Below are 13,410 nucleotides of genomic sequence, written 5' to 3'. Positions count from 1 at the left end.
ACAGGAGCAACCGGAGCCGATGGAGCAACAGGAGCAACGGGAGCCGACGGGGCAACAGGTGCAACGGGAGCCGACGGAGCCACAGGTGCGACCGGACCGACTGGAGCCACGGGCGCCGACGGCGCAGCGGGAACCGGCCTCACTTCGTTTGCCAGCCGGAGAAATACGGGAGGGACATCGGTCACCGCAGGGGGACTGGTTCCGTTCAACACGGCCGGCGTCCAATACGGCACGGCTATTACGTTCAGTCCGGCTGAGCCGACGACGACTTTTCTGATCAACGAACCGGGCTATTACCGGGTAAGTTTTCTCATCTATACGGGAACGCTCAGCCTGCTGTCTTCGGTGGCCGCAAGTTTCAGCGGGACGGCAGTGCCGCAGCCGAGTGCCACGGTATTTTCACTGGCATTGGCGGGAGGCGTATTGACAGGCGATCTGCTCTTCCAGGCGGTAACGACGGGAAGCCTTACGGTTTCCGTGTCCGGTTTGACGTTAACGCTCAGTGGTACGGGAACGAACGCCCAGATCACGGTAGAAAAATTGGATTAACCCGCGTTCGCTTTCTTTTCCAGGCTCTCTGTCTTGCGGCAGAGAGTTTTTTTTCAGCTCAAAAACCCTCGCAGGGAGAATTGGCTCGCCGCCTTTTCTCCCTCTGAGGGTTCTGTTTTTACAGATAGACTTAGGGGTTTATACGGATATCTTTTTACTTATATTCCCCGATCAAATAGTTGTAAAAAGGTTCGTCGACCCAAAACCGGTAAGACTCAACCTTGGTAGCCGGGCTGATTTTGCGGATGCCCTCCGCAATGGCTTCAGGCTTGTCGGCCAGGGAAAAGGTTTGGGCATAGTAGTGGCCCTTAGTGATTTTATTGTTGGCAATGACTTTGTAATCCGGCAGCTCGGTCCGAGAATAATACAGCGGCTGCCACCAAGAATGAGCAATAAGGCCGCTCTGGTCTTCACTGTTCTTCTTGGCGTATTTCAGGACGATTTCCTGGAACCGGTCTTTTTGCCCGGCTGTCGCGAACTCGAATGAAAGGTCATATTCCTTGGCATAGGCTATGTAGTTCCCGTTGTCGATCTTCACAACTTTGTAATCGTCGGTTTGAACGGGCTCGCCCCATTCTTTCAAATAAATAAAAGCAGAGGTTTTCGGCTCCAGTTGGACGCGGGCATCGATATTTTCACTGCGGAGCAGTCCGATTAGCTGAAGGGCGTGATCAATTTCGCTGTGTCCGTATGTAAGGGAGCGCTCTCTGTCAAAGTGAGGCGTATACCGGTCGTCTTTTACGTTGTAGCCGGTAATCAGATCGGCTTGCAGCGCTTTGTCCACGATGGTTTGCAGATCGGGCTGCTGGATCAGGTTTTGCACATTCCATGCGTCGCGTACCTTGCGGAGTATGTCGGGATCGGAGACCCGGCCCAGCTCATGCTTGTACAGGCCCTGCAGTTCCAGCACGCGTCCGAGCAAAATTTCCGCGTAAGAGACGGAGGCAGGCTCGTTACGCTGAAAAGCGTCATGCAGTCCGGCGGGCAGAAGCTCCGTATCCGCGGCTGCGGCAAGTTCCTGGGCGGCCTGCGGCGTCAACTGCGGGATTTCATCGTCCGCATGAAGCTTGGCGAGCGAACGTGCCGCTTTCTCGGCGGGATAGGTGTAGGCGAGTTCTTTTAAGCCGGCTGCTTTCACGGCCATGTACACGGCAGTGCTCTGGGTAAGGGGCTGATCGCCATCAAGCCGGTCTTGGGTGAGGATTCCTTTTTCGTACAATGCAAGAGCGGATTTGTAATAGGGACTGCTTTCCTTAATGTCCTGAAAAGGATTCGGTTTGTCTGACGGCTCCAGGTTAAGAACAGCGGCCAGAGCCTTAACAAAGTCGCCCTTTGTCGGTGAGGACGGCAATGTATAGCCGAACTGGTCTTTCAAGAACTGCCGGTATTCCTCGGATAAAAGGGTGGTTTGCTCCGCCGTCCGGAGAGCGGCAGCTGCCGGAACACTCGCTTCTTGTCCGTAAGCCGGGCCTGACCACACCGTTAGAAGCAGAGCGCCTGCGGCAAGGAGAGAGCCGAACCGGGTCGCGTTAAGCCGTATAGATGCGTTCATGGAATGAACCCCTTTCTTAAATTTATTTATTCCAATAAGAAAACTAGGAATTTATCAGGATAGTATCACCCTTTAAATAAGCTGTCAATACAAGGAAAGAACTTTGCCCGCTCCCGGCTTGACTTCGCCGTTTTCATTCGGGTAAGCTAAATTTATTAACGGCAGTCAAAAGTGAGGCGGTAATAACGTGAGCGAAGTAAAATCCGGATTGTTATACTCCAAAGAACACGAATGGGTCGAAGTGCTTTCCGATACGAAAATCCGTGTAGGCATGACCCCTTTTGCACAAGAGCAGCTTGGCGACATTGTATTCGTCGAACTGCCGAAAACGGGCGCTTCCGTCAAAGCCGACGACATGCTGGGCAGTGTGGAATCGGTCAAAACGGTCTCCGACCTGATTAGTCCCGTTATCGGAACGGTCGCCCGAATCAACGACACTCTGGAAGAATCTCCGGAGCTGGTGAATACGGACCCTTACGGCGCAGGCTGGGTGGCCGAAATCGACATTTCCGGCAAAGAAGCCTTGGACGGGCTTATGACCGCCGATCAGTATCAGGCTTATATCGTTTCGGAGCAGTAATCTTTTTGCCGCTCCGAGCTGCGGCACCTTGACGGAAATTTCCGGCAGGGTGCTTTTTTGCAAGACGAGTGAATTCACCTCTCAAAAAAAGACGTTCCCGGGTCGGAAGCGAACCGGGAACGTCTTTTTTTGCTGCTGCACGAGGTGTTTTCGCCGGGCGCTGTTGGAAGCACGCCACTGATCCGCATCTCCCGCGCTGCTCCTGCACGCGCCCTCCGCTTCCACGCACCGTCCCGGCCTCAACGCCGCCGTCCCGAGGCGATCGTCTTCTCGATGGCTCTTTTCATCGCGTGTCCGGCACGCGCCCATGTCCACCGGCTCATATCCCTGCGTCCCCGGAGTCCCTTCCGCCTGCACAGCTCGGGATGCTCGTAAGCGTGTCTCATCTGTTTTTTCAGAGAGCCGAGATCAGGCTCCGCCCAAAGCTGCCCCTTCTGGGCAAACAAGTGGCGGAAGGAGCGGGAGATCGCTTTCTTCATACCGGCTGCGGGCGGTTTCAGCTTATATGGGACGAGAAAGGAATTGGCCCTTGTCACAAAGTCCATGTGACCGCCCCAGCCTGTCGCGATGACCGGAGTTCCGCTGGCCAGCGATTCCAGGAACGGCAGGCCGACGCCTTCTCCGCGCGTGGGAAGTACGAACGCATCGCCTGCGGTATAGACTCCCCGCACCGTACGGGGGTTGGTCGAGCCGGTCAGGAGATGAAGGGGGGCCGTCTTGTGCCGGATTCCCAGCTTTTTTTTGTAGGCCGCGATGCGGCCGCGGATCCATGCGCCCGATTCTTTCGAGCTGAATCCGCTCGTTTTGATCAGCAGCGCCGCGCGGTCCCTGGCGGAAAATTCCTCCCAGAAAGCCCTGAGCAGGGTTTCGGGATTTTTGCGGTGCTGGAAGGTGAAGACGGAGACGAACAGGAAGGCGCCCTTTTTTGTCACGGCCAGCTTCTTGTTCCGGGGATTAAACGCGCGGGAATCCACTCCGTGCGGAACGATGTATACGGGGACGCGGACCCCGCTTCTTCTCATGGCGATTCTGTTCTGCACGGACGGCACGCAAACGGCGTCGAACCGGTTGATGTTCGGGAGCCAGTTCCGGGGGATTTTCGTCGTCTCCCAGACCGCATTCAAGATGAGATAGTCGTACTTTTTTCTCGCTTGCGCGATATTCAGAGTATGCGGCAGGCGATGGTAAACCAGCACTTTCGGCTTCTTCGGGGCCAGAGGCCTGCGGGCCAAGGCAAGCATGAGCCTTTTGGATGGGGTGGAGAGGGACGAACGCCTGCGCGCGGGAGTTACTTTGACATGAACGCCCAACCGGTGCAGCGCAAGCACATATTCACGGCCGGCAGTTCCGATTCCGTTGTCGCCCAGCACGGGCCCGTTCCATATGACTTGATAATGACTCACCGTTATCCATCCTTTTTCACAAATTGGCAAAAAATTTCTTTATATGTTCGCTCTTTCTATAGAGGAGCTCCGCTTCGCTGTCACACCTGAAAAACATTACTTTAGTTTACGGAAGCCGTTCAGGCTTTGAAACGGATAAGAAACTATTTTGCCCTATCACTTGAAGGCTCTTTCCCGATCTTTGAAAAATAGGGTCGGCTGCACAGCGGCCGCTAGAACAGACGCCTTTTCCATCCGGTACCCACTCTCATATATATAAAGGAGCGGTCTATGAAAGAAAGTCTATCCGGATCGGAAAGGTGGCCGAAAGCATGGCGGTTCGCGCGAGGTTTAACAAGTGGTCCAAATACAAGTTTATGAGAAATGCCGCCGGGCTTGTCCCTCATCTGCCTGCAACGAGTCCGATGTCGGAACGTTCCTTCGGGGAAATGTCGGAGCGGTACGGCCGGGTCGTTGTCAAACCCGTTGGCGGGATGCAGGGGCAGGGCATTTTCCATGTGTCGTGCCTGCCCGACGGCCGGTACGAAGTGCAGCATGAAAACCGCAGGATCAAGCTGGCGGGCAGGAGGAAGACTTACGCTTTTCTGAGTAAGCAAATCGGTTCTCAAAGCTATATCGTCCAGCAGAGTATCGACCGGGCGACGGTCGGAGAGAGGGCTTTCGATCTGCGTATTATCGTTCAGCGGAAAAAAAATTCGCGCCGCTGGATTGTTACCGGGCGCGTGGCGAAAGTCGTGGGCAGCGGCTATTTCGTTTCGAACACATCCAGAAAAGGCAAGCTCCTGCTTCTGGACGAAGCGCTCGGCCGATCTTCGCTTCACAGGCTGTCCCGGAAAGCGCTGCAGGAACGGATCGATGGGGTCGCTCTCGCATGCGCGAAGACGCTGACGGAACATTTTCCGAGGCAGGTCATCTACGGTATTGATATCGGGCTGGACAAGCGCGGAAATGTTTGGATTTTCGAAGGGAATTTGTATCCGTCCATGTCTCATTTCATGAAGCTCAAAGACAAAACGATGTACCGCCGCATCAAGGCTTACGGCGAAGGCCAGTAAAGAACGAGGAAAGGGGACGCGGGGCATGTTCAGAACGATGATGAAATCCAAGCTCCACCGGGCCACCGTTACGGAGGCCAATCTGAACTATGTAGGAAGCATCACGATCGACGAAGATCTGATGGAGCTTGCGGACCTTCTGCCCAATGAAAAGGTTCAGATCGTGAACATTAACAACGGATCTCGGATGGAGACGTATACGATAACGGGTCCCAGGGGATCGGGATGCGTCTGCCTGAACGGGGCGGCGGCAAGGCTTGTGCAGCCGGGCGATGTCGTCATCATTATTTCCTACGCTTTAATGAGCGAGGAAACGGCGGCGGACTACGCGCCCAAAGTGGTTATTTTGGAAGAAGGCAACAAAGTTGCGTACGATCGTTATGTGGAAAAACACTCCACCGTGCCGGACCCTTCCTGACAGGTCCTCTTGGCGGCGCAGTTGGAAAAGATCCCGAAAACCCTTCCGGAGCAGTCTGCCGGAAGGGTCTTCGGGGTTGCCGTTATAACCCTGCGGAGCGCTGGAGGCGCTGGGCGATTTTCATGAAATCTTCCATGGAGATGCCGGGCGCAGATTCTTCGGGAACTTCCTCCAAATCCTTGTTCAGCGTGGACATTTCGCCGAAACGTCCCCCGGGGAGTTCCTGAACGGCGGCAGCGGCATTGGCGTCGGCTTATCCGGCTTTGACAGCTCGATGGCCAGACGGTTAAAGCGTTTAATCCAGACAGTTTCCTCCAAACCGCGTGATATAGGTAACGTTACGGTTAGACATATGTGGAACGGCTTGGCTAATATGCTCCGTCCTAGGCTGGGCATTGACACCTTCTCAAGCGGGGTGCTAACGTCAAGATAATGAAGAGCGAGGAAGGAGATACCGCCATGCGCACCCGTTACGACGTGATCATTATCGGAGCCGGCTCGATGGGCTTGAGCGCCGGTTATCAGCTTGCATTAAGCGGCGTGCAGACGCTGCTCCTTGATGCGGGCAATCCCCCGCACGAGGAAGGCAGTCATCACGGGGAAACGAGGCTCATCCGCCATGCCTACGGCGGAGCCTCCGCGTACGTGCCCCTTGCGCTGCGCGCCCGGAGGCTGTGGGAAGAGCTGGAGCGCCTATCCGGCGAGACGCTGCTGCGGCCTACGGGCGTGCTGAACGTGAGCCGCGAAGAGACGGCCAACCACCGGAGCAAAATCGCCAACGCGCAGCGGTACGGCGTTCCGCTGGAAGAGCTCGATGCCGCCGAAATCCACCGGCGGTGGCCGGGCTTCTCCCTGCCGGAGGGCTGGAGCGGCCTCTACGAGCCGGACGGCGGGGTGCTGCTCAGCGAAACCTGCCTGCGCGTCTACCGGAGACTGGCGCTGGAAGCGGGCGCGGAGCTGCTGACGGATACGCCCGTCCGGTCCGTGCGGCTGGACGGCGGCGAAGCGTCCGTGACGACACCGGCCGGAACCTTCACGTCCGGCCGTCTGATCGTCACGGCTGGAGCCGCGGCCGCAGGCATCCTGCCAGGCGGGCTGCTTCCCGTGACGGCGGTCCGCAAAACAGTGGCTTGGTTCCGGGCCGAAGGCGGGCTGTACCGGTCCCCCGGCTTTCCGGGCTTTACGGTCCATACGGGGCTGGGGGAATATTACGGGTTCCCCGACTTCGACGGTTCGGGAGTCAAGGTAGGCCGGCACGATGAGGGGATTCCCCTGAGTCCCGGAGAGCCGAAGCATCCGTTCGGAAGAACGGCCGCGGACGAGGAGGAGCTTCGCGCCTTTATGGAAGCGTACCTCCCCCGCGCCTCGGGTGCGCTGCTGCAAGGCAAGGTCTGCCTGTACGAACGTACGCCGGACGAGGATTTTATCATCGGACGGCTGCCCGGGCATCCGCATGTGAGCGTTGCGGCGGGCTTTTCCGGACACGGGTTCAAATTCGCGAGTGTCGTGGGCGAAATTTTGCGGGATCTGACCGTCGATGGAAGGACTTCTCTGGATCTGACTCCTTTTTCGCCGGAGCGGTTCAATTGATTTTAACCAGTGAATTACCAGTTTTCCGTTTCGGAATCTCTCATCCGGGTAAGTAATAGACGTAGGCGGCAGTTAAACAAGACTTCCTAAGAAGCCTGCAAATTTACCGTTTGAGGAGTGGATCATCATGGCTGACAAAATGTCTCGAGAAGAAGCAGGACGCAAAGGCGGAGAAGAAACCGCACGCACGCACGACAAAGATTTCTACCAGGAAATCGGACGTAAAGGCGGCGAATCCCGCGGAAACGACAGCGGCAGAAGCGATGGCAAGATGAGCCGTGAAGAAGCGGGAAGAAAAGGCGGACGCAGTTAAGACGATGAACGTGATCTCGACATATAAAAGGACTTGCAGCCCCCGGTTGTAAGTCCTTTTGCTGTGCGATTAAGCCGGCTCGCGCCGGATTGTTCACGGAATCGTTACAAATAGGGCCCAGGTGAGCTATCCCTCTTTGGCAGGCATCCCGGTATAATAGGTTTGATTGATGGGAAAAGATGAAAGCAGCCGTAAAGGCATCAGGCCATGCGGTTTAGGGGGATTGAAGATACATGAACGCACATAAACAGGAAAATTCCGCCGGTCGTTCCGGTTTGAAATTAACATTCAGGCGCAGGGGTGTCGGCACGGCCGTTCTTCTGCTGGTGCTGACAGCGGCGCTTGCCGGCTGCGGTTCGGGAGGCGGCGGACATGAAGGGCACGGAGGTCAAGGCGCGGGCCAAGGGACGCTGGATACGCTGAATCCGATCGAGGCCAAAGTGAAGCTGCCGGCGGAACCGGTCAAACAAGGGACGGAAGCGGCGGTTGAAGTCACCGTCACCCAGGATGGCAAGCCGGTAGACGATGCGGACGAGGTTCTTTTCGAAGTATGGAAAGAAGGCGCCCCGGACGACAAGCATGAGAAGATTAAAGGAACCCACGGCAAGGACGGCTTGTATACCTTGAAAAAGAAATTTGACGAGCCGGGAACGTATCTGATTATTTCCCACGTCACGGCCAGAACGATGCACACGATGCCGCAGGTGAAGCTCCAGGTGGAATAGCCCGGCATCGGGTATCCTTATGATTCCCGATGTAAGCGGGCGGGTCCGGATGGAAAACATCCGGGCTTTTTTATCGATAAGTAGCCCGGCGTTGCCGTGCTAACCGGGCCGCGATATACTCAAGTCAGACAAGCCGCAGAGACTGAGGAGGATAAGTACGCCATGACATTCAAATGGGACGGTCATACGCACACGAAGTTTTGCTATCACGGAAATCCCGCCGAGGAACCGGCATACTTGGACCGGGCGGTGGAGCTCGGCTTCGAGCGCTATACCATCAGCGAGCACCCGCCGCTGCCGGATAAGTGGATCGACAATCCGCGGCTCATGGCGGAACTGGCCATGCCGATGGAGGAGCTGCCGGACTATTTGGCCTACGCCGAAGAGATGAAAGCGAGATATGCCGGCAGGATCGAAGTGACCGTGGGCCTCGAGATGGATTACCTGTACGGCAGGGAAGACTTCTCCGACGCGCTGCTGGATCAGTACGGAAGCCGGCTTGAGGACGTCGTCGTATCCGTCCATTATCTTCCCGGAGCGGGCGGCATGCGCTGCATCGACTTCTCCGCGGACGACTTCCGGGAGGGGTTGCTTGCCCATTACGGGAGTATGGACGCGGTAGCCGAAGAATACTACAACCACGTCGAGAAAGCGATCGAGTGGGCGGCCGGGCTACCTATGCGAAAGCGCCTCGGTCACGTGCAGCTGATCGAGAAGTTCCGCGAAGCGCTTCCGCCGATCAGCCCGGAACTGATCGAGCGCAGGCTGACCGCGCTGCTGCCCAAGCTCGAGGAGGCGGGCGTCGGCATCGACGTGAACGTCGCCGGTCTGCGGGTGCCGACCTGCGGGCAGACCTATGTGCCGCGATGGTTTCTTGCCGCCTGCGCGAACCGGGACATTCCGCTAATTTACGGCTCCGATACGCATAAGCCGGAGCACGTGGGAGCGGACTGGGCCTGGTTTGAGACCGCTTTCGGCGCGAGCCGCGCGGAAAGCTGAGAGAAGCGGCCCTGTGAAGCGGCGAACAGAGCGGCCGCTCGAAAGCCGCGTGAAGCACCGGAGGCTGTAAGGGAAGTTTGCCCTTACAGCCTCAAATCCGCGGCGGGAAGCCGCCGGAGCCGGAAAGCACCGCCAAGGGAGGCCGCGTCAATCGGGCCGTTTCCGGAGGCGGTGCTTTTTGCGCAGCGGGCGTCTTCTTCGCGCTGTAAGGACGCGGGGAGGAACACCCGCGTCCGCCGCTGACTCTTGTTCTACATCAATAGAACAAGAGTCAGCAGATCGAACAGGGCCAGCGTGAGGATCGTCTCGTTGCTCGGACCGGGATAGCCCGGAAAGCCCGGAAAGCCGGGAGCCGGGGGAAAGAATCCCCTTTCCTCGAATTCATCAGGCGGCTGGCCGTATGGACCTGTTCGGCCATATCCGTTAACATGGCCGGAAATATACCCCTGCCCGTATCCAGTGTCAGGGCCGTAGCCATACCCCTGGCCGCCGGATACTTTCAGCCAGACATAATTCGGGTCCACTCCGATAATCATCCCGTCATAAGTGCGGCCCGATTTGGTCTGTACCCGGACGTGACGGTTCATATACGATTTGCACAAACAATAAAAATCCTCTTTGTACATGGCTGGCATCCCTCCGTTTTCCGTTCTCTTCCCTTCAGCTTATGTGCGGACGCCCTGCCGGGCGTGGGCATCCGGCCTGTTTTGGGCGCTCCGCTCGCCGCGGGAGATACATCCGGAAGGCGAAAGCTCCATACTATGGAGCAGCAAGCCAAAGAGAGGAGGCGAAGTGCGGTCATGGCCGTGATCAAAACCAATTCCGAACAGACCGGGGCTGCTTGCCCGGTTTTTATAAAAGGCAGGAGTCGCCCTTGGGGGACTCCTGCCTTTTTTCTTGACAAGAAGAGGCACAGCCCCTAAAGTAGATGGAAATTTACAGGAGGGACGCCGAGATGAGAATATGTCAGGTCGACGAAGAAATCAGTCTGGAATTACTCGAGCTTAAGCATGCGGAAGCCTTGTTCCGCCTGACGGACGACAACCGGGAACAGCTCGGACAGTGGCTGTTCTGGGCAAACGACACGAAAGAAGTCGGCGATTCCGCCGCTTTTATCCAGTCTACATTGCACGCGTTCGCAGAAGGCAAATCGCTGGCCGCCGCCATCATGGTACGGGGAGAATTGGCCGGGGTCATTGATTATCACGCGCTGGTTCCCGCTCACGGAAGGGCCGAAATCGGGTATTGGCTCGGTAAGGCTCATCAGGGCCGGGGAATTATGACCCGTGCGTGCCGGGCGTTCATCGGATACGGGTGGTCCGATAAGAACCTCAACCGCATAGTCATTATGGCGGATATCGAGAACGCGGCAAGCCGGGCTGTTCCGCAGCGGCTCGGTTTTACGCTCGAAGGCGTAATGAGAGAATGGGAGGTTAAGGAGAGCGGCAAGCGCGACATGGCTCTCTATTCCATCCTCCGCAGGGAATGGACGGAAAATTGAATTTTTTGGATAAAAAGAAGAATCCGGGCGGTTCCCGTGATAAAATAAGAGTCGACCGGCGCTTTTGTGCCCGATGACTAGAACGGATCAGGAGGAGATTTTTATGTTATTGGAAGTGATCGCAACAACAGTCGGCGACGCAATCGCGGCCGAACAGGCTGGGGCGGACAGGCTGGAACTGGTGACCGGCATGAAAGAGGGCGGATTGACTCCGAGCGCGGGCCTTATCGAGGGCACGGTGCGGAGCGTGAAAATTCCTTCCGCCGTCATGGTGCGGCCTCACAGCAAATCGTTTGTTTACGACGCGGACGATGTGCGCGCTATGCGGAGAGATATCCGGCTTATCCGCGAAACCGGCGCCGCCGGTATCGTGATCGGTACGCTTACCCCGCAGAACGAGATCGACGTTCCGGTGCTGGAAGCGCTGCTGGAGGAAGCCGGCGGGCTGGAAGTGGTGTTTCACCGGGCGTTCGACGCCGTGCCGGATCAGATTGCGGCTTTCCGGCAGCTCTCCGGCTACAAGCAGATCACTCGCATTCTGACATCGGGCGGCAAGCCGAGCGCGCTGGATGCCGTAGACCGGATGAAGGAGCTGGTGGAGCTCAGCCGCGATTCTCATATCACGATATTGGCCGGCAGCGGACTGAATGCGGAATCGCTTGAATCTTTCGTAAAAGACACCGGCGTGACGGAAGTCCACTTCGGCGGCGCCGTCCGCGGTCCCAAAGGCGTGGAAGACGATATCGCCGCCGAGAAAATCCGGGAGATCCGCGACATACTGGCGCGTTGTTAGCGGACAGGCTCTCCGATACGGATGGGGGACGCCAGGCTGACGGGGCGGCTTCCCGGAAATGACATCGAACGACGACCCGGACGGCCTGACAGCAGGAGCTGCTGCGCGCTTTTCCGCGGCTCTTGAAGCGGCGCATACTAACAGGCCGGTTTTTCCTTCGCGGGAGAAACCGGCCTGTTTGCCGGGTGCGGCCGCCGGACTGTCCTTGAGTGTCAAACGCCGGGCACATGGGTTTGACTTTCCGTCATGGGGCCCCGCCAATCGGGCTCGGCATTTGCACGCCAGTTGGCCGAACTTTCTTCCGCCACCCGTAATACGGGTAAGCAAAAAAGGCTGTCCCACTGAAGTGAGGCAGCCTTTTTTTGCATATTCGATCATGGAGGGGTACGAACTGGGGTAAGCCGGGCAGCTGTTGCAGGAAGACCGAATCGTCGTCTTTATCCTGCTTTCCTATTTACGGCTGGATGTTTGTGTAAGCCGTAAGCAGACTGACCGTAAGGAGCAGCGCGCCAAAGGCGTACTTATATATTCTTGTCGGCACAGTGGACATGGAAGACTCTCCTCCTCTTTTTTATTCCTCTTCATTATACAATAAACAAAATGCTTCAGTTGTAAACATTCTGTAATGGTTTCTTTCACAATTGATCTTTATTTCATTTTTTTAAGGTCCGTCAAGGAATAAAACGTCCCGCGCCAGTAGACGCCGCCTTGTTTGAGCGCCAGTCCCACGGACCGGACAAGCACGTAGACAAGCACGGCTGCGCTCGCCGGAATGGCGAGGGTATCGAGGCCCGGTGAACCTGCCATCATCCGGATCTGCTTCCGGTAAAGGGCCGTCATGATAAGCACGCTGGCCAGATGGACGAGACTGCGCCAATCGCCGTAGAGCAGCATGCCGAGCCAAGGAAACGTAAACAGGAGGAGCTGGCCCGCTCCGGCCGCCGCCGCCAAAGAAACTTTGTAGCCGAAGCCGGAGAACAGATTTTTCTCCAGTCCCCGGACGGCCGCTCTCATGCTCGGATACCACTCGACCTGCAGCCTGCTCCGCCCCGATGCGAGGCGCTGGCGGAGACCGGCCAGCTTCACCCGCGCGCCGAGCTGGAGGTCGTCGTCCGGCCGGAGGGCGATCACTTCGTGCGTCCCGATCACTTCATAGGCCCGCCGGTGAATGAGATTGAACGCGCCGATGCCCATGCCGCCTTTCCGCTCCCCGTCCAGATTCGCGCGCCAAGGGCGCGTGAACAGGCTTAGCGAGAAGAGGAAGTGGCGGATGAAGCTGCGCAGCCAGAACGTGGGCGCCGTCATGTGGGGCGTGAGCGTCAGATGGTCCGCATGCTCGCTCAGCGCAAAGCCGACCGCTTCCCGGACCGTGTCCGGGTGAAAGCGGATATCGGCGTCGGTAAAGAGCAGCCACTGACCGCGGGCCTGCCGGTAGCCCTGGTAGAGGGCGTGGTTTTTGCCGAGCCATCCTCCCGGCAGGCGAGTCACGTGGATCACCCGCATAGGGATACGGATATCCCCGCGCTCCTCGGACCACCGTTTGAGCTCGTCCAGCGTGCGTCCGGTACCGTCCTGCGAGCGGTCGTTTACGACAATCAGCTCCAGCCGGGGATAGGTTTGCGCGAGCAGATGCCGCACCGTTTCGCGAATTGTCATTTCTTCCTCTTTGGCGGCGATAATCACCGAGACGAGCGGCGGGGGATCGGGCAGCGGACCGGAAGGGGGCAGTTCGCGGAACAGCCTTGCGCCCCGCAGGTGATCTGCCAGCATGGCCAGCCAGTAGACCAGGATAAGCAGAGCGAATAGTCCGGCTATGGACATGAGCGGCCTCCTTGTGGAACAATAATAGGGAACTAGGGGGGAAGAGAGCTGTCCGTGATTTTATAAACAGGCCTCTTCCTTGAAAAGTGGAAAATAACCGGTTGTACGCGG

General features: G+C 57.4%; 14 protein-coding genes and 1 pseudogene. 10 read left to right on the top strand and 5 right to left on the bottom strand.

All coding sequences use genetic code 11. The annotated features are described in order from the left end of the window. The coding region (locus tag HMPREF1207_RS29730) for a collagen-like protein (RefSeq protein ID WP_016423575.1) at positions 1–549 on the top strand (549 nt) is incomplete at its 5' end. Between the two features lie 154 nt (positions 550–703). Here the strand turns inward: HMPREF1207_RS29730 and HMPREF1207_RS08310 are convergent. After that, complete coding sequence (locus HMPREF1207_RS08310; protein WP_009673258.1) at positions 704–2,101, bottom strand: hypothetical protein; 1,398 nt, start codon at positions 2,099–2,101, stop codon at positions 704–706. Positions 2,102–2,288: 187 nt separating this feature from the next. Between HMPREF1207_RS08310 and gcvH the strand changes: the two genes are divergently transcribed. Further along, positions 2,289–2,681 (top strand): glycine cleavage system protein GcvH, encoded by a 393-nt coding sequence (gene gcvH, locus HMPREF1207_RS08305; RefSeq protein ID WP_009673270.1) that lies wholly within the window; start codon positions 2,289–2,291, stop codon positions 2,679–2,681. Positions 2,682–2,920: 239 nt separating this feature from the next. Here gcvH and HMPREF1207_RS08300 read toward each other — a convergent pair whose 3' ends face one another. Beyond that, positions 2,921–4,084: a glycosyltransferase family 4 protein gene (locus HMPREF1207_RS08300; protein WP_009673282.1), complete on the bottom strand. Its 1,164-nt coding sequence runs from the start codon at positions 4,082–4,084 to the stop codon at positions 2,921–2,923. A gap of 311 nt (positions 4,085–4,395) precedes the next feature. Here HMPREF1207_RS08300 and HMPREF1207_RS08295 point away from each other — a divergent pair, with 311 nt between their 5' ends. Both HMPREF1207_RS08295 and panD read left to right on the top strand, forming a co-directional pair. Then, positions 4,396–5,139: a YheC/YheD family protein gene (locus HMPREF1207_RS08295; RefSeq protein WP_009673264.1), complete on the top strand. Its 744-nt coding sequence runs from the start codon at positions 4,396–4,398 to the stop codon at positions 5,137–5,139. A 25-nt stretch (positions 5,140–5,164) separates the two neighbouring features. After that, positions 5,165–5,557, top strand: a complete 393-nt coding sequence (gene panD, locus HMPREF1207_RS08290; protein ID WP_009673268.1) for an aspartate 1-decarboxylase — start codon at positions 5,165–5,167, stop codon at positions 5,555–5,557. 172 nt (positions 5,558–5,729) lie between these two features. Here panD and HMPREF1207_RS30740 read toward each other — a convergent pair. Beyond that, positions 5,730–5,857, bottom strand: a pseudogene (locus HMPREF1207_RS30740) (manganese catalase family protein); the annotation flags it as partial. A 159-nt stretch (positions 5,858–6,016) separates the two neighbouring features. Between HMPREF1207_RS30740 and solA the strand changes: the two are divergent. From solA to hisJ, 4 genes are all read left to right on the top strand, one after another. Then, positions 6,017–7,147, top strand: a complete 1,131-nt coding sequence (solA, locus tag HMPREF1207_RS08285; protein ID WP_009673259.1) for an N-methyl-L-tryptophan oxidase — start codon at positions 6,017–6,019, stop codon at positions 7,145–7,147. A 127-nt stretch (positions 7,148–7,274) separates the two neighbouring features. After that, complete coding sequence (locus HMPREF1207_RS08280) at positions 7,275–7,460, top strand: KGG domain-containing protein (protein WP_009673287.1); 186 nt, start codon at positions 7,275–7,277, stop codon at positions 7,458–7,460. A 233-nt stretch (positions 7,461–7,693) separates the two neighbouring features. Beyond that, positions 7,694–8,185: a FixH family protein gene (locus tag HMPREF1207_RS08275; protein ID WP_009673276.1), complete on the top strand. Its 492-nt coding sequence runs from the start codon at positions 7,694–7,696 to the stop codon at positions 8,183–8,185. A gap of 162 nt (positions 8,186–8,347) precedes the next feature. Beyond that, on the top strand, positions 8,348–9,184 hold the full coding sequence (hisJ, locus tag HMPREF1207_RS08270; RefSeq protein ID WP_009673263.1) for a histidinol-phosphatase HisJ: 837 nt from the start codon (positions 8,348–8,350) through the stop codon (positions 9,182–9,184). 251 nt (positions 9,185–9,435) lie between these two features. On the opposite strand, the gene HMPREF1207_RS08265 is transcribed toward hisJ, so the two are convergent. Then, complete coding sequence (locus HMPREF1207_RS08265; protein ID WP_009673260.1) at positions 9,436–9,810, bottom strand: hypothetical protein; 375 nt, start codon at positions 9,808–9,810, stop codon at positions 9,436–9,438. Between the two features lie 329 nt (positions 9,811–10,139). Between HMPREF1207_RS08265 and HMPREF1207_RS08260 the strand changes: the two genes are divergently transcribed. Both HMPREF1207_RS08260 and HMPREF1207_RS08255 read left to right on the top strand, forming a co-directional pair. Continuing rightward, complete coding sequence (locus HMPREF1207_RS08260; RefSeq protein WP_009673277.1) at positions 10,140–10,685, top strand: GNAT family N-acetyltransferase; 546 nt, start codon at positions 10,140–10,142, stop codon at positions 10,683–10,685. A gap of 103 nt (positions 10,686–10,788) precedes the next feature. Further along, entirely contained in the window at positions 10,789–11,478 is a 690-nt protein-coding gene (locus HMPREF1207_RS08255) for a copper homeostasis protein CutC (protein ID WP_009673288.1), read from the top strand. Between the two features lie 648 nt (positions 11,479–12,126). On the opposite strand, the gene HMPREF1207_RS08250 is transcribed toward HMPREF1207_RS08255, so the two are convergent. Further along, the gene (locus HMPREF1207_RS08250; protein ID WP_009673284.1) at positions 12,127–13,299 is read right to left on the bottom strand and encodes a glycosyltransferase; all 1,173 of its coding nucleotides are present in this window, start codon (positions 13,297–13,299) and stop codon (positions 12,127–12,129) included. Positions 13,300–13,410: the final 111 nt, after the last annotated feature.

Source organism: Paenibacillus sp. HGH0039, assembly GCF_000411255.1.
Lineage (GTDB): Bacteria > Bacillota > Bacilli > Paenibacillales > NBRC-103111 > Paenibacillus_F.
Note: the sequence above shows the minus strand (reverse complement) of the source record. Positions and strands in the feature narration are given on the sequence as shown.